Origin of the sequence: Pseudonocardia halophobica, assembly GCF_027922425.1 — a bacterium.
Taxonomy (GTDB): Bacteria; Actinomycetota; Actinomycetes; order Mycobacteriales; family Pseudonocardiaceae; genus Pseudonocardia; species Pseudonocardia halophobica.
This window is the reverse complement of the sequence record NZ_BSFQ01000022.1, coordinates 46,012-61,268: the sequence shown is the minus strand read 5'-3', so window position 1 is coordinate 61,268 and position 15,257 is coordinate 46,012. Positions and strand designations below refer to the sequence as shown.

Annotated in this window: 17 protein-coding genes; 5 read left to right on the top strand and 12 right to left on the bottom strand. The window is 74.2% G+C overall.

Annotated features, from left to right (window positions below; genetic code table 11):
• The first annotated feature begins 22 nt into the window (after window positions 1-22).
• Window positions 23-1,111: an ABC transporter ATP-binding protein gene (locus PKE99_RS23225; RefSeq protein WP_037047000.1), complete on the top strand. Its 1,089-nt coding sequence runs from the start codon at window positions 23-25 to the stop codon at window positions 1,109-1,111.
• Window positions 1,112-1,240: 129 nt separating this feature from the next.
• Here the strand turns inward: PKE99_RS23225 and rlmN are convergent, their stop codons facing one another.
• On the bottom strand, window positions 1,241-2,353 hold the full coding sequence (gene rlmN / locus PKE99_RS23220; protein ID WP_037046998.1) for a dual-specificity RNA methyltransferase RlmN: 1,113 nt from the start codon (window positions 2,351-2,353) through the stop codon (window positions 1,241-1,243).
• A gap of 70 nt (window positions 2,354-2,423) precedes the next feature.
• Window positions 2,424-2,981, bottom strand: coding sequence for a hypothetical protein (locus PKE99_RS23215; protein ID WP_037046996.1), 558 nt, complete (start codon window positions 2,979-2,981; stop codon window positions 2,424-2,426).
• A gap of 176 nt (window positions 2,982-3,157) precedes the next feature.
• Here PKE99_RS23215 and PKE99_RS23210 point away from each other — a divergent pair, with 176 nt between their 5' ends.
• Entirely contained in the window at window positions 3,158-3,646 is a 489-nt protein-coding gene (locus PKE99_RS23210) for a Rieske (2Fe-2S) protein (RefSeq protein ID WP_037046994.1), read from the top strand.
• 11 nt (window positions 3,647-3,657) lie between these two features.
• Here the strand turns inward: PKE99_RS23210 and PKE99_RS23205 are convergent, their stop codons facing one another.
• The 6 genes from PKE99_RS23205 to rpsB all read right to left on the bottom strand — a co-directional run bounded on the left by PKE99_RS23205 (window position 3,658) and on the right by rpsB (window position 8,556).
• Window positions 3,658-4,386 carry a class I SAM-dependent methyltransferase gene (locus tag PKE99_RS23205; protein ID WP_051737566.1) on the bottom strand — a complete coding sequence of 243 codons (729 nt, stop codon included), beginning with the start codon at window positions 4,384-4,386 and terminating at the stop codon, window positions 3,658-3,660.
• Window positions 4,387-4,423: 37 nt separating this feature from the next.
• The gene (locus tag PKE99_RS23200; RefSeq protein WP_051737587.1) at window positions 4,424-5,326 is read right to left on the bottom strand and encodes a phosphatidate cytidylyltransferase; all 903 of its coding nucleotides are present in this window, start codon (window positions 5,324-5,326) and stop codon (window positions 4,424-4,426) included.
• A gap of 102 nt (window positions 5,327-5,428) precedes the next feature.
• Window positions 5,429-5,986: a ribosome recycling factor gene (gene frr, locus PKE99_RS23195; RefSeq protein WP_037046992.1), complete on the bottom strand. Its 558-nt coding sequence runs from the start codon at window positions 5,984-5,986 to the stop codon at window positions 5,429-5,431.
• A 32-nt stretch (window positions 5,987-6,018) separates the two neighbouring features.
• On the bottom strand, window positions 6,019-6,774 hold the full coding sequence (gene pyrH, locus PKE99_RS23190; RefSeq protein WP_051737565.1) for a UMP kinase: 756 nt from the start codon (window positions 6,772-6,774) through the stop codon (window positions 6,019-6,021).
• 2 nt (window positions 6,775-6,776) lie between these two features.
• Window positions 6,777-7,592 (bottom strand): translation elongation factor Ts, encoded by an 816-nt coding sequence (gene tsf / locus PKE99_RS23185; protein WP_037046990.1) that lies wholly within the window; start codon window positions 7,590-7,592, stop codon window positions 6,777-6,779.
• A 94-nt stretch (window positions 7,593-7,686) separates the two neighbouring features.
• Complete coding sequence (gene rpsB / locus PKE99_RS23180; RefSeq protein ID WP_037046988.1) at window positions 7,687-8,556, bottom strand: 30S ribosomal protein S2; 870 nt, start codon at window positions 8,554-8,556, stop codon at window positions 7,687-7,689.
• A gap of 633 nt (window positions 8,557-9,189) precedes the next feature.
• Between rpsB and PKE99_RS23175 the strand changes: the two genes are divergently transcribed.
• Window positions 9,190-9,636 carry a M23 family metallopeptidase gene (locus tag PKE99_RS23175; protein WP_037047160.1) on the top strand — a complete coding sequence of 149 codons (447 nt, stop codon included), beginning with the start codon at window positions 9,190-9,192 and terminating at the stop codon, window positions 9,634-9,636.
• Between the two features lie 12 nt (window positions 9,637-9,648).
• On the opposite strand, the gene PKE99_RS23170 is transcribed toward PKE99_RS23175, so the two are convergent.
• From PKE99_RS23170 to PKE99_RS23155, 4 genes are all read right to left on the bottom strand, one after another.
• The gene (locus PKE99_RS23170) at window positions 9,649-10,824 is read right to left on the bottom strand and encodes a FliA/WhiG family RNA polymerase sigma factor (RefSeq protein ID WP_081924198.1); all 1,176 of its coding nucleotides are present in this window, start codon (window positions 10,822-10,824) and stop codon (window positions 9,649-9,651) included.
• 10 nt (window positions 10,825-10,834) lie between these two features.
• On the bottom strand, window positions 10,835-11,710 hold the full coding sequence (locus PKE99_RS23165; protein ID WP_425566433.1) for a tyrosine recombinase XerC: 876 nt from the start codon (window positions 11,708-11,710) through the stop codon (window positions 10,835-10,837).
• A gap of 373 nt (window positions 11,711-12,083) precedes the next feature.
• Window positions 12,084-13,241 carry a DNA-processing protein DprA gene (gene dprA / locus PKE99_RS23160; RefSeq protein ID WP_231498243.1) on the bottom strand — a complete coding sequence of 386 codons (1,158 nt, stop codon included), beginning with the start codon at window positions 13,239-13,241 and terminating at the stop codon, window positions 12,084-12,086.
• Complete coding sequence (locus tag PKE99_RS23155; RefSeq protein WP_231498242.1) at window positions 13,238-14,509, bottom strand: YifB family Mg chelatase-like AAA ATPase; 1,272 nt, start codon at window positions 14,507-14,509, stop codon at window positions 13,238-13,240. Before PKE99_RS23155 ends, dprA begins: the two co-directional genes overlap by 4 nt.
• An 81-nt stretch (window positions 14,510-14,590) precedes the next feature.
• Between PKE99_RS23155 and PKE99_RS23150 the strand changes: the two genes are divergently transcribed.
• Both PKE99_RS23150 and PKE99_RS23145 read left to right on the top strand, forming a co-directional pair.
• Window positions 14,591-14,950, top strand: coding sequence for a hypothetical protein (locus tag PKE99_RS23150; protein WP_037046987.1), 360 nt, complete (start codon window positions 14,591-14,593; stop codon window positions 14,948-14,950).
• Between the two features lie 30 nt (window positions 14,951-14,980).
• Window positions 14,981-15,196, top strand: a complete 216-nt coding sequence (locus PKE99_RS23145) for a hypothetical protein (RefSeq protein ID WP_037046985.1) — start codon at window positions 14,981-14,983, stop codon at window positions 15,194-15,196.
• Window positions 15,197-15,257: the final 61 nt, after the last annotated feature.

Below are 15,257 nucleotides of genomic sequence, written 5' to 3'. Positions count from 1 at the left end.
AGTCCAGTGAAGGAGGCCCGTCGTGGCTGAAGTCGAGTTCGACCAGGCGTCCCGGATCTACACCGCCGGGGCCAAGCCCGCCGTCAACCGGCTGGACCTGGAGATCGAGGACGGCGAGTTCGTCGTCCTGGTCGGCCCGTCCGGTTCCGGCAAGTCCACCGCCCTGCGCATGCTGGCCGGCCTCGAGGAGATCGACGGCGGCCAGATCCGCATCGGCGGCCGCAACATGGTCGGGGTGCCGTCGCGGGACCGGGACATCGCCATGGTGTTCCAGAACTACGCGCTGTACCCGAACAAGACCGTCGGCGAGAACATGGCGTTCCCGCTGAAGATGCGCGGGGTGCCCAAGGAGGAGCGGGCCTCGAAGGTGCGCGCCGCCGCGGAGATCCTCGGGCTGTCGGAGTACCTCGACCGCAAACCGCGGGCCCTGTCCGGCGGCCAGCGGCAGCGCGTCGCGATGGGGCGCGCGATCGTCCGGGAGCCGCAGGTCTTCCTCATGGACGAGCCGCTGTCCAACCTCGACGCGAAGATGCGCGTGTCCACCCGCACCGAGATCGCCGCGATGCAGCGCCGGCTCGGCGTCACCACCGTCTACGTCACCCACGACCAGGTCGAGGCCATGACGATGGGCGACCGGGTGGCGCTGCTCAAGGACGGCGAGCTGCAGCAGTTCGCCACGCCCGCGGAGCTCTACGACCAGCCGGCCAACGCGTTCGTGGCCGGGTTCATCGGCTCGCCCGCGATGAACCTGTTCACGCTGCCGGTGAGCGAGCAGGGCGTGCGGATGGGGTCGTCGGAGCTGGCGCTCCCGCGGTCCCTGCGGTCCCGGATCTCCGACGCCGGGCTGTCGACCGTGCAGCTCGGGATCCGGCCGGAGCAGTGGACGGTCGGTGCCGACGGGAACGGGTCCGGGGTGAAGGCGCAGGTCGACGTCGTCGAGGAGCTGGGGAGCGACGCCTTCCTCTACGCCCACCTCGACGACGGCGAGCAGACCCCCGTCGTCGTCCGGACCAGCGGGCGGTCGGGGGCGCGGCGGGGCGACCAGATCGCCCTCACACCCACCAGCGAGGACCTGCACCTCTTCGACCCGTCCACCGGCGAGCGCGTCTGACCCCTGTGAGTGGCGATAGTCGCTATGGCAGCTATCGCCACTCACGAGGCCTGACTGCACGAACCCGACGAGCGAGCGGCGCCTTCGCTCACACCTGGTGAGCGAGAGCGCCGTTCGCTGCGGTCGGGGTCAGGTGCGGGCGGTGGCGGCGAGCTGGCCGCAGGCGGCGTCGATCTCCTGGCCGCGGGTGTCGCGGACCGTGCAGGAGACGCCGGCGGCCTGCACCCGGCGCACGAACTCCCGCTCGACGGGCTTGGGGCTCGCGTCCCACTCGCTGCCCGGCGTCGGGTTGAGCGGGATGAGGTTCACGTGCACGCGCTTGGTGCCGATCCGCTGGCGCAGTAGCTTGCCGAGCAGGTCGGCGCGCCAGGGCTGGTCGTTCACGTCCCGGATCAGGGCGTACTCGATGCTGATCCGACGCCCGGTCGTCTGCGCGTAGCGCCGCCCGGCGTCGAGGACCTCGGCGACCTTCCAGCGGTTGTTGACGGGCACGAGGGTGTCGCGCAGCTCGTCGTCCGGGGTGTGGAGGGAGATCGCCAGGGTGACCGGCAGCCCCTCCTGCGCGAGCTTGTCGATGGCCGGGACCAGCCCGACGGTCGACACGGTGACCCCGCGCGGGGAGATGCCGAGGCCGCTCGGGGCGGGCTCGGTGATCCGGCGCAGCGCGGCGACGACCCGCTTGTAGTTCGCGAGCGGCTCACCCATGCCCATGAACACGATGTTCGACAGCCGCCGGGGCTCGCCCAGCGCGCCCTCCTGCGCCTTGCGCGCGGCCTGCCGCACCTGGTCGACGATCTCGGCCGTGGACAGGTTGCGCTGCAGCCCGCCCTGGCCCGTGGCGCAGAACGGGCAGGCCATGCCGCAGCCGGCCTGGCTGGAGATGCAGACCGTGGCGCGGTCCGGGTAGCCCATGAGGACGGACTCGGCGAGCGTGCCGTCGTGGCCTTTCCAGAGGGTCTTGCGGGTCTGCCCGTCGTCGCAGACCTGCTCCTTGACCGTCCGGACCAGCGGCGGCAGCAGCGCCCCGAGCTGCGCGCGGGCGGCGGCCGGCAGGTCGCTCATCTCGCCGAGGTCGGCGGTCAGCCTGCCGAAGTAGTGCCGCGCCAGCTGGTCGGCCCGGAAGCCGGGCAGGCCGAGCTCCGTCACCGCCGCCTTGCGCTCGGCGGGATCGAGGTCGGCGAGGTGACGGGGCGGGGTCGCGCGCTTCGGCGCGTCGAAGACCAGGGGCAGGGAAGTCGACATGGCCCTTCCAGTGTGCCATCCGCTCCCGCGGGGCCGGGCCGCCCGTGACCGGCGACGCCCCGTGGCCGGGTCAGCGCCCGACGCGCTCGCGCAGCTCCGCGACCAGCCCGAGGCGCCGCACCCCGGCGACCCACAGCGCCACGGCGCCACCGATGCCGACCACGCCGAGCGGCATCGCGGCGCCGCCGGTGTTCAGCGCGAGCAGCGCCCCGACGGCGCCGAGCACGACCAGCAGACCCCCGACGGCGACGAACGACCGCTCCCCGAGCAGCGACGACAGCGCGCACAGCCCGGCCCCGACCACGACGGCCCCGACGGGCACCGTCAGCTCGCCCCAGCCCTGCCCGATCAGCGGCAGCCCGACGCCCACCACGACCAGCACCACCCCGACCACGACGACGAGCCGCAGCACCCGCGCCCGCAGGCCCCGGTCGAGGCGCGCGCCGAGGCCCTGGCGGCGCCGCACCGTGATGAACAGCCAGCCCGTGACCAGCAGGCCCGCGGCCATCACCAGCGTCCCGCCGCCCGCGCCGAAGCCGAGCGACCCCGCGACCCAGCCCGCGCCGCCCAGCAGGATCTCCAGCTGCGGCAGGGGGATGCCGGAGGCGGTGCGCACGGTTCGGCTCATGCCGCCACGGTAGCGAGACCGTCACCCGGCCGTGGCGGCCAGGGCGCCCCTCGCGGTCGTCCGGCGCAGTCGCACAGCGCGGTCGCACAGCGCGGTCGCACAGCGCGGTCTCAGCCGGGACGTGCCAGGGTGTCGCACACCACCACGAAGCCGGCCGAGCCTCTCGAGGAGCTCCGATGCCCGACAACCCCGACGCCGCACCGACCACTCCCGCCGTCTCGCGACGCGCCGCCGTCGCCGGGGCCGGCGCCGCCGCCGTCGGAATCGGGCTCCTGGCCGCCGGCTGCTCCGGCGGATCGGGCGGCTCCGGCGGGTCCGGAGGCTCGAGCGGCGGCGGGAGCGGTGCGACGACGGGAGGTGCCGCGCCCTCGGCGGCCGCCGGAGGGGTGCTGGGCCCGGCGTCGAGCGTGCCGGTGGGCAGCGCCGCCGTGTTCGCGGACCAGAAGGTGATCGTCACGCAGCCGACGGCGGGCACCTACGAGGGCTTCTCGTCGACCTGCCCGCACCAGGGCTGCGCCGTGACCGAGGTGAAGGGCGCCGCGCTGGTCTGCCCGTGCCACGGCAGCACCTTCGGCCTCGACGGCCAGGTGCAGAAGGGCCCGGCCACCCGGGGCCTGACGCCGCAGAACGTCACGACGTCCGGGGACCAGATCACGCTGGCCTGAGCCGGCCCGAGTCAGCGGGCCGTGATGATCCCGGCCGGCCTGCGGCGGGTGTGCAGACGGTAGCCGACGGGGATGCTGAGGCCGGTCGTCTCCCCGATCGCGTGCGTGGCCGTCGCGGGGGCGAACTCGATCCGCAGCACGGCCTCGAGTGTCTCCCGGTCCGGAAAGCGCCAGGTCGAGGTCACGCGCTCCTGCGTGAAGCCCTGCCGCGCGAAGAACCGCTCGACGGCGGCGGGGTCGTAGCGAGGCAGGTCGGCGCGCAGCCAGTCGCCGTAGGGCGGCACGGTGAAGTCGAGGTCGACGATCGCGAGCACGCCGCCCGGCCGGAGCACCCGGTCCGCCTCGGCGAGCCCCGGCTCGCAGCCCTCGCCGAAGAAGTAGGCGGTGCGGGCGTGCACGACGTCGGCGCACGCGTCGGGCAGCGGGAGCGCCTCCGCTCCCCCGCGCAGCACCTCGTACCCGCGCCGCCGGGCGCGCTCGACCAGGGGCGGGTGCGGTTCGACGCCGACGACCGAGCGGGCCTCCTCCGCGAAGTGCGGCAGGTGGAAACCGTCGCCGCAGCCGACGTCGACGACGTCGAGCCCCGCCCACGGCGCCGCGGCGCGCAGGGCCGCCCAGAGCACGCCGTCGGCGTCCTGCGCACGGTTCTCGCGCTCGTACACGTCCGGCCAGTGCCAGATGTTGGGGCTGGGGATCGCGGGGCCCGTCTTCAGCTGCCCGCCGAAGCCCTTGTACCTCATGCGGTCATCCGGGGCGGCACCCTCGACGCCGGGTTCCTCATGCGACGGGGACGAAGACGCTCAACAGCGCCCACGACACGAACGCGGCCGGGAGCATCGAGTCCAACCGGTCCATCAGGCCGCCGTGCCCGGGCAGTAGCGTGCCCATGTCCTTGATGCCGAGGTCGCGCTTGATCATCGACTCGGTGAGGTCGCCCAGCGTGGCCGTGACGACCAGGACGGCACCGAGGATCGCGCCGAGCCACCAGGCGCCGGCGAGCAGCAGGAGGACGCACAGCGCACCCGCGGCCATGCCGGCGAGCAGCGAGCCCCCGAAGCCCTCCCAGGACTTCTTCGGGCTGATCCGCGGGGCCATGGGGTGCTTGCCGGCGACCACCCCGGCCGCGTACCCGCCGACGTCGGACGCGACCACGCAGATCATGAAGGTGAGGACCCGGCCGACGCCGTCCTCGGGCAGCACGAGGAGAGTGCCGAAGGAGACGAAGAAGGGCACGTAGGCGGCGCAGAAGATGCCGGCGCCCACGTCCCGCAGGAAGCCGTCCGCGGCATTGGCGCCGCTTCCCCGCGCGCCGAAGCCCATCCGCCACAGGAGCGAGACCAGGACCGTGACGGCGAAGGCCACCGCGGACCCGCGCAGGCCGAACGGCCACGCCAGCCAGACCATGGCCTGCCCGCCGAGCAGCAGGACCGGCAGCGGGACCTTGATCTGCTGGTTGCTGCGCCGGAAGGCCCCGGCGAGCTCCCAGGTGCCGACGGCGGTGGCCGCGGCCAGCACGATGATGAACGCCTGCCGCTGCACCAGCAGCGACGCCAGGATGACCGCCCCCAGCGACAGCCCGACGGCGATGGCCGCGACGAGGTTGCGGCCGAGCCGCGCCGAGCGCGGCGGCGGAGCGGACGGCGTGCCCGGCAGCCCCGACCCGGGCAGGTCCGAGGTCACCGGAGGCTTCCCGGCCGCGTCGGGCGTGGGGCCGGGGTCGGCCTCGTGGTCGGTCACGTGGTCGGCCTGATGGTCGGCACTGGACGAGGTGGTCACGGTCCTTCAGAGCTCGAGAAGCTCGGATTCCTTGTGCTTGACCAGCTCGTCGACCTGGTGGACGTACTTGTCGGTGACGCCCTGCAGCTCCTTCTCGGCGCGCGTCACCTCGTCCTCCCCCGCCTCGCCCTCCTTGACGATGCGGTGCAGCTCGTCCATCGCCTTGCGACGGAGGCTGCGGATGGTGACGCGCGCGTCCTCGCCCTTGCTGCGCGCGACCTTGACCATCTCGCGGCGCCGCTCCTCCGAGAGCTGGGGGATGATGCACCGGATGATCTGGCCGTCGTTGCTCGGGTTCAGGCCCAGGTCCGAGTCCCGGATGGCCTTCTCCATGGCCTTGAGCTGGCTCGCGTCGTACGGCTTGATGACCGCCATCCGCGCCTCGGGGATCGACACCGAGGCGAGCTGGTTCAGCGGGGTGTAGGCGCCGTAGTAGTCCACGACGACCTTCGAGAACATCGCCGGGGTGGCCCGGCCGGTGCGCACGCTGGCCAGGTCGTCCTTGGCCACCTCGACTGCCTTCTCCATCTTCTCCTCGGCGTCGAAGAGGGTTTCGTCGATCACGGCTGCTCCCGGTGCGTTCTGGCGTGTCGTTCTCAGGTCTCGGGCGTACTGACCAGCGTGCCGATCCTCTCACCCGCGACCGCGCGGGCGATGTTGCCCTCGGTCAGCAAATTGAACACGATGATCGGCATCCGGTTGTCCATGCACAGGCTGAAAGCGGTGGCGTCGGCGACCTTGAGGCCGCGCTCGAGCACCTCGCGGTGGGTGATCTCGTGGAACATCTCGGCCGTCGGGTGGATCTTCGGGTCCGCGGTGTAGACCCCGTCGACGCCCTTGGCCAGCAGCAGCGCCTCGCAGCCGATCTCGAGCGCGCGCTGCGCCCCGGCCGTGTCGGTGGAGAAGTAGGGCATGCCGACGCCCGCCCCGAAGATCACGACCCGGCCCTTCTCGAGGTGCCGGATGGCCCGCCGGGGGATGTAGGCCTCGGCGACCTGCCCCATCGTGATCGCCGTCTGCACGCGGGTGTCGAGGTGGTGCTCGCGCTCCAGGAAGTCCTGCAGCGCGAGGCAGTTCATCACGGTGGCGAGCATGCCCATGTAGTCGGCGCGGGAGCGGTCCATCCCGCGCTGCTGCAGCTCGCTGCCGCGGAAGAAGTTGCCGCCCCCGATCACGACCGCGATCTGGGCGCCGCTCGCGACGACCTCCGCGATCTGCCGCGAGACGGTCTCCACGACCTTGGGATCGACGCCGAGCCCCCCGCCGCCGAACATCTCGCCGCCGAGCTTCAGCAGCACGCGGCGGTACCCGCGGCGGGTGGTGTTCTCGGCGTCGATCCCCTGGTCGGTCATGCTCAGGCCTGGCCGACCTCGAAGCGGACGAAGTCCTTGACGGTCACGCCGGCCTCGTCCAGCAGCGCCTTCACGGTCTTCTTGGAGTCCAGCACGGAGGCCTGCTCGAGGAGCACGACGTCCTTGTAGAAGCCCGTGATCCGGCCCTCGACGATGCGGTCGAGGATCTTCTCCGGCTTGCCCTCCTCGCGGGCGGTCGCCTCGGCGATCCGCTTCTCGTTCTCCACGACCTCGGCCGGGACCTGGTCGCGGGTGGTGAACTGCGGGCGCGCGGCGGCGATGTGCATCGCGACGTTGCGGGCGGCCTCCGCGTCGTCACCCTCGTAGGCGACGAGCGCACCGATGGCCGGCGGCAGGTCGTTCGAGCGGCGGTGCAGGTAGACCGCGACCGGGCCGTCGACGTGGATGTAGCGCTTGAGCTCGAGCTTCTCGCCGATCCGGGCGGAGAGCGCCTGGATCGCGTCGGCCACGGTGCCCCCGTCGAGCGGGGCCTTGGCCAGCGCCTCGACGTCCGCCGGCTTCTGCTCGACGGCCACGGCGAGGATCTTGGTGGCGAGGTCGACGAAGTCGTCGCTCTTCGCGACGAAGTCGGTCTCGCAGTTCAGCTCGACCATGGTGCCGCCCTCGGCGACGACCAGGCCGTTGGAGGTGGAGCGCTCGGCGCGCTTGCCGACGTCCTTCGCGCCCTTGATGCGGAGGAGCTCGACGGCCTTGTCGAAGTCGCCCTCGGACTCCTCGAGCGCCTTCTTGCAGTCCATCATCCCGGAGCCGGTGAGCTCACGGAGCCGCTTGACGTCGGCGGCGGTGTAGTTCGCCATCTCGGTGTCTTCTCGTCCTTCGCGGTACGGGTGGGTCGGGGGCCGATCGGCGGCCGGGGCGGGAGGTGCCCCGGCCGCCGTGATCGGGTGGTTCTCAGCCGGCGGTCTGCTGGGTGCCGTTGCTGGTGCTGGCAGGGGCCGAGCCCGCGCCAGCGGCGGCGGTCTCGCCGCCCAGGCTCGCGCCGTCGGACCCGCCGCCGGTCAGGAGCTCCTGCTCCCACTCGGCCAGCGGCTCCTCGGCGCCCTCGGCCTTCTCGCCCTCGCCGCGGGCGCGCGCGGAGCGGGCCATCAGGCCGTCCGCCGCCGCCTTGGCGATCACCTTGGTGAGCAGCGCCGCGGAACGGATCGCGTCGTCGTTGCCCGGGATCGGGAAGTCGACCTCGTCGGGGTCGCAGTTGGTGTCCAGGATGGAGACGACCGGGATGTTGAGCTTCCGGGCCTCGCCGACGGCGATGTGCTCCTTCTTGGTGTCCACGATCCAGACCGCGCTCGGGACCTTCGACATGTCGCGGATGCCGCCGAGGGTCTTCTCGAGCTTGTCCTTCTCGCGGGTGAGCATGAGGATCTCCTTCTTGGTGCGACCCTCGAAGCCCCCCGTCTGCTCCATCGACTCCAGCTCCTTGAGGCGCTGGAGGCGCTTGTGCACGGTCTGGAAGTTGGTGAGCATGCCGCCCAGCCAGCGCTGGTTCACGTACGGCATGTTGACCCGGCCCGCCTCCTCGGCGATGGCCTCCTGGGCCTGCTTCTTCGTGCCGACGAACATGATCGTGCCGCCGTGGGCCACGGTCTCGCGGACGAATTCGTAGGCGCGGTCGATGTACGACAGCGTCTGCTGCAGGTCGATGATGTAGATGCCGTTGCGCTCGGTCAGGATGTAGCGCTTCATCTTCGGGTTCCAGCGCCGGGTCTGGTGCCCGAAGTGCACGCCGCTGTCGAGCAGCTGCTTCATGGTGACGACGGCCATGGCCGGTGTTCACCTCTCGGTCGGGCGCGGGCCGCGGAGGGTGATCACCGATCACACCGGCCGGTCCGCGCGTGGCGGTTGTCGCGGGACCCCCTGCGGGGCTCCGCCCTGGCGCCGCGCCGGCTCCCGGACCCGCACCCGGCCGCTCGGCAGGAGTACGGGACCGCCCGGTCGCCGACCCCGCTTCCGCAGGGCACGCGAGCGCGCGAAGTCACCTCGAGTGGTCGAGGTGCGGGGTCAAGTGTACGCCCGGCCGCCGATCGGCCTCACCCGGGACGGCCGCCCGCGGCCGATCCGTCCCCAGGTTCGGGGGCCTGTGGATCGATCGTCCCCGCGACGGCGGATCCGCGCTGCTCCGGGCAGGGTGGCGGCATGGGACGGGCGGCGGCTCGGCGTGCGGTGGGTTCGTGCACGGCGCGGCCGGGAGCGGGTCGGCGGACGGCGGCCCGACGGCTGGTGGTGGTCGTTGCGTGCGGGCTGCTGCTCGGGGTGGGGGATGGGGCGGGACGGACGGCCTCCGCGTCGCCCGTGGCGCCGTCCGATCCGGCGGTCGCGCGGTCGGCGGCCGCGAGGTCGGCGCCCTCGGAACCGGCGCCCTCGGAGCCGGCAGCCGGGGAATCGGCCGGTGAGCTCATGCCCGGGGTGGAGTACGGGTGGCCGCTCGCGCCGGTGCCGGCGGTGGCGCGGCCGTTCGACCAGCCGCCCTTCCGCTACGGCCGCGGGCACCGCGGTGCCGACCTGGTCGGCGGTGTGGGGCAGGCGGTCCTCGCGGCGCGGGACGGGGTTGTCGTATTCGCCGGGCCCGTGGCCGGGCGCGGGGTGGTGTCGGTGGAGCACGCCGACGGGCTGCGAACGACCTACGAGCCGGTCACCGGCACCGTCGCCGTCGGGGTGCGGGTGGCCCGGGGCGACCCGATCGGCGTGCTCGACGCCGGGCACGCCGGGTGCCCGGCCGAGGCCTGCCTGCACTGGGGCGTGCGGCGCGGCGTGCGTTCGACGTCGGAGTACATGGACCCACTGGTGTTGCTGCGGCCGCGGCACGTCCGGTTGCTGCCGCTGCCCGACCCGTGGCCGGGGTGAGGGTCGGCGTGTTCAGGCCGGTTCGGTCAGCCGGGTGCGCAGCCGCGTGACCAGGCGGGAGTGCAGCTGGCAGACCCGCGACTCGGTCACGCCGAGCAGGCGGCCGATCTCGGCGAGCGTCCGGTTCTCGAGGTAGTAGAGGCGCACGACCTCGCGGTCCCGCTCCCCCAGTGCGCCCACGGCGAGAGCGAGCTCGCGGACCGTCTCGCCGTGCTCCACGACCTCCAGCGGGTCCGGCGCCGACTCGTCCGCGACCAGCTCCGCGACGGGCACCTGCACCTCGCCACCGGACTCGAGCGCCTCCACGCTCACGAGCTGCCGGTGCTGGAGCATGCCGCGCAGCTCGCGCAGCCCGACACCCAGCTCGTCGGCGATCTCCCGGTCGTCCGCCGTGCGGCCGAGCCGGGTCTCCAGCCGCTCGCGCGCCCGCTCGGCCTCGCGGCGGCGGGCCCGGGCGGTGCGCGGCACCCAGTCCTGGGCACGCAGCTCGTCGAGCATCGCGCCGCGGATCCGCTGCGCGGCGAAGCTCTCGAACCGGACCTCACGCTCGGGCTCGAACCGCTCGACGGCCTCGATCAGTCCGAACATCCCGACCTGGACCAGGTCGGCGGCGTCGACGTGGGCCGGCAGGCCGCCGGCCATCTTGCCCGCGACGCCGCGCACGAGCGCCCGGTAGTGGATCACGAGTCGGTCCCGGGCGGCCGGTCCACGGCTCGCGAGGAAGTCCGACCAGAGGGTCGAGGTGATGTCGGCCGCCGCGGGCGCCTCGCTCCCGGGCGGGTCGACCGCAGGCGCCGCCGCAGGCGTCTCGCCCACGTCGGGGATGCCCTCCCCGGTGGGCAGGACGGCGTCGGGCGTGCCGCGTCGGTCGACGGCCGGGGCGTCGGGACCGGGTGTGCCGTTCGCCGAGCCGCGGTGCCCGATCGGGGGACGGGCTGCGGCGTCGGGCGTGTCGCGGCGATCCGGCCGGAGCGGCGCGACGAGGGCGACGTGCTCGGCGGCCCGGTGCGGCCCGCCGAGGTTCGACTCCGCACCCCCCGCCCCGTCCGGTGACACCCCGGACCCGGCCGGGACCGCCCGCAGTGACACCCTGCGTTCGCCGACCGCGGGCACGTCCGCGGCGGTCAGGGCCGTGGCCAGGGCTCCTGCAAAGCCGCCGACCTGCCGCGTGACCTGCGCAGACTCCATATCCGGAGCGTCATGCCCGGGGATGAGCCTGGTCATGGACCACCTTCAGACGGTCGACGGTCACGTGCGTGTAGAGCTGAGTAGTCGACAGCGTAGCGTGACCGAGCAACTCCTGTACGTGACGAAGGTCCGCGCCCCCCTCGAGCAGGTGTGTCGCCGCGGCGTGCCGGAAGCCGTGCGGACCGATGTCCGGTGCGCCGGGTAGCGCCGCCATCGCGCGGTGCACGATCGTGCGCGCGACGCGAGGGTCCAGTCGCCCTCCGCGGACGCCCAGGAACAACGCGGGCGGCGAGTCCGGACGCGCCAGCGCCGGTCGGCCGAGCGCCCGCCAGCGTCGCAGCGCGTCGGCCGCGGGCACCCCGAACACCACGGTCCGCTCCTTGTCGCCCTTGCCCAGAACGCGCAGAGTGCGGCGCTCGTCATCGACGTCGTCGACGTCGAGTCCGCAGGCCTCGCCCACCCGGATGCCGGTCGCGTACAGCACCTCGAGCAGCGCGAGGTCGCGGAGGGCCTCCGGGTGTTCCTCGGCCGCACCGGAGGTCGCCGCGTCGAGCACCGCCGCGGCCTGGTCCGCCCGCAGCACCTCGGGCAGCTCGCCCCGAGACCTGGGCGAGCTCAGCCGCGCCCCGGGATCGCTCGCGAGCACCCCGTTGCGGGCCGCCCACGCGGTGAAGGTCCGGACCGCCGCCGCCCGCCGGGCGAGCGTCGCCCGGCTCGTCCCCGCGGCGTGCGCCTCGCCCAGCCGCCGGCGCAGATGCGCAAGGTCGAGCGCCGCGAGGGACGGCAGGCCGCCCAGCATCCCGACGAGGTCAGAGCGGTAGGCGCGCACGGTGTGGGCGGACCGGCCCCGTTCCAGCTCGAGATGCCGGAGGAAGCGGTCCACCACCTCCCCGACCTCCGCCACGAGCGCGCGCTCCGGCGAATCGGCGCCGGTCTCGCCGGCGCCGCGTCCCGTCGAACTGGCGCGCTCGTTCACGGCCTCACCCCGGGTCGGGAAGGCGAGCTCGTCCGCGGCCCCGCGCCCACTCGGGACGGCGAGCTCGTCCGCGGCCTCGCTCCCGGTCGGGTCGACGTGCCCGCTCTCGGACCTGTCCTCCGGCGGCGTCTCACGATCGGGCGGGCCATCCGTCGACGGTGCGTGTCGGGCGAGCCGGGGTCAACGACCCACGCCGGTCGCCCCTCCGAGCCGTCCTCGCCTCACCCTCCTGCACACCGACCGCCCGCTCGCCGGGATGAACGCCAGCGCTCGCCGAAGGCCCTCACCCACCCCCTCCCACCGACCGCTGCCACCGCCCCTCGTGGAACTCGGCGAGGCCGCGGCGCTCCAGCTCGACCAGCGCGGAACGGACGGTGTCCTGCTCCAGACCCGCCTCGACCGCCAGCCAGGCGATGTCGCGGGCGGCGCGCGGGGGCAGGGCGTCGTGCACGCGGGCCTGGGTCTCATCGAGGACGTCCGTGCGCCGCTGCGGCCGCTCCGGTTCGCGGGCCAGTTCCACCCCCAGCCGCCCGGTCGCCTCGGTGATCTCCTCGGCCCGGGTGACCAGGAGGGCGCCCTGCCGGATCAGCTCGTGGCAGCCCGCGGAGGCCGCCGAGGTCACCGGCCCCGGAACCGCCATGAGCACGGTGCCGAGCTCGCGGGCGTCGGACGCCGTGCGCTGCGCCCCGCTCCGCAGCGCCGCCTCGACCACCACCGTGCCCACCGACAGCGCCGCGATGAGCCGGTTCCGCACCAGGAACCGGTGCCGCGCCGGCACCGCGCCCGGCGGGTACTCGGACACCACCAGCCCCTGACGGGCGACGCGGTCGATCAACCCGGCGTGGGAGGTGGGATAGGCCCGGTCGAGCCCGCACGCCAGCACCGCGATCGTGGGTCCGCCGCCGGCCAGAGCCCCGCGGTGGGCGGCCCCGTCGATCCCGATCGCCGCGCCCGACACCACCGTCTGCCCGGCCGCGGCGAGCCCGGCTCCGAGCTCCGCGGCGGTGTGGGTGCCGTAGCCGCTGGCCGCGCGGGCGCCGACCATCGCGACCGCCCGGTCCGTGAGGTCTGCCAGCGAGCCGGTCCCCCGCACCCACAACCCCAGCGGCGGTGCCAGCTCCTTCTTGTCCGTGAGGCCGAAGCACGCGAACGGCCACTGCGGCCAGTCCGGGTCCTCGGGCACGACCAGCCGCGCGCCACAGTCGGCGGCCGCCGCGAGGTCGGCGTCGACACGGTCCGCCCCGCGCCGCGCGGAGGTCTCGTCCGCCACGCGCTCGGGGACGTCGCCGCGCCGGATCGCGTCGGCGGCCGCGACCGGGCCGAGCAGGTCGACGAGCCTCCCGGTGTGGAGCGCGGACGGCTCGGCGACCCGCAGCAGGTACGCCCGCGCCCGCAGGACCTCTTCGGCCACCACGATCGGGCGGGGCGCCGCGGCGGTCACGCCGCACCCCGCTCGCGGTAGTACAGCGCGTTGTCCACGGTCTCCCGGTCCGGCGACGTGGCGCCCGCCAGATCGGCGAGCGTCCACGCGACCCGAAGCGCTCGGTCCGCCCCGCGTGCGGACAGCTCGCCCGCCCGCATCCGCTCCTCCAACGGCCGGACGACGGTGCGGGGCAGGCCGAAGGTGCGCCGCAGCGCCGGGCCGGGGACCTCGGCGTTGGTCCGCCACCCGTGCGCCGACCATCGCTCCGCCGCGGCCGCCCGGGCGGCGAGCACCCGTGCACGGACCGTGGCGGTGTCCTCCTCCGCCTCGCCCGCGCCGCCGATTTCGGTGACCGGGACCATCCGGGCCCGCAGGTCGACGCGGTCGAGCAGCGGGCCGGACAGCCGCCCGAGGTACCGGCGCCGCACGATCGACGTGCAGATGCAGTCCCGGTCCCGCGCCGGCGCGCACGGGCACGGGTTGGCCGCGAGGACCAGCTGGAACCGCGCGGGGTACCGCACGCTCCCGTCCGCCCGGGCCAGCCGGACCTCGCCCTCCTCGAGCGGGGTGCGCAGCGCGTCGAGCACATGGGGCTGGAACTCGGCGCACTCGTCGAGGAACAGGACCCCGCGGTGCGCGAGCGACACGGCGCCGGGCCGGGCCAGCCCGCTCCCGCCACCGAGCAGCGCCGCCATCGACGAGGAGTGGTGCGGCGCGACGAACGGGACGACGCGGCTCAGCGGGTCGCCGCCCGCCTCCCCGATCACCGAGCGGACCGACGCCAGCTGCAGCGCCTCGTCCCGGCTGAGTTCCGGCAGCAGCCCGACGATCCGCCGGGCCAGCATCGTCTTGCCGGTGCCGGGCGGGCCCACGAGCAGCAGGTGGTGCCCGCCGGCGGCGGCGACCTCGAGCGCGCGGCGCGCGTCCGGCTGGCCCACGACGTCGGCCAGATCGGGCACCGCGGCGGCCGCCGTGGGCGGTGGGCCCAGCGGCCGGTCCAGCTCGCGCTCCCCTGCGAACCAGCCCACGACCTGGTCGAGTGTGGTGGCCCCGTAGACGTCGACATCGTCGACCAGGCCGGCCTCCTCGAGCGCGGCGACCGGCACCACCACCCGGCGCAGCCCGGCCGACCGCGCCGCGAGGACGCTCGGCAGCACCCCGCGCACCGGCCGCACGCGCCCGTCGAGGGCGAGCTCGCCGAGCAGTACCGTCGCCCCGAGCCGGTCGGGGTCGACCACACCCGCACCGGCCAGCACGCAGCAGGCGAGGGCCAGGGCAAAGGGCACTATCGGTGCGTCCTACTTGAAGACGCCCCACCCGCCCTGATCCGACGGGTGAGGCCGAGACCCGGAAGAGGCCCGAGTCCCGTGCCCAAGCATCGCATCGCCCGCACCATCGCCGTCAACGTCGGCCGCCGCGCCGCGCAGCTCCTGTCGGTGGGAGCCATCACGTACGGCATCCTCGCGCTCGTCCGCGCCACCGAAGCTGACCAGCTCCTCGCCGCCGCCTACACCTGGATGGGAGCGAGCTTCGTTCTCATCGGCCTTCTCGGCCTCGTCCTGACCTTCCCCCGCCGGACGAGCCGCGACCGCGCCGCGCACGCCGAGCTCGTCCGCGAACGCGACTACTGGCGCAACGCCTACACCACCGAGCGCGTCCGACGGTTGGCGGACGAGCGCGACCAGGCCGCGGGCGACACCGCCCTCCGCGCCAACTACGCCCGCTGACCCACACCTAACCGAGGAGCCCAGCACACCATGCCCTTGTATTTCACCCCGAGTGTCGGCCCCTTCCGCTTCGTCAAGCGGATCAGCGCCGGCAGCAACTCGGCGTGGTTCTGGGTCTGCCTCGGCTGGTGGCTTATGCCGCTCGTGTGGGCGGCGAAGTACACCGTCCTCGGCTGTCTGATCGTCGCCCGAGGCGTCGCACAGTGGGTGCGCGTCGTCCGGGCGGAAAGGCCGCGCCGCTCCTGAAAGCGGCCGGAACGTAAGGCGGCCCGAACCGCGGACTGGTACTCCGCGGTGCGGGCCTAAC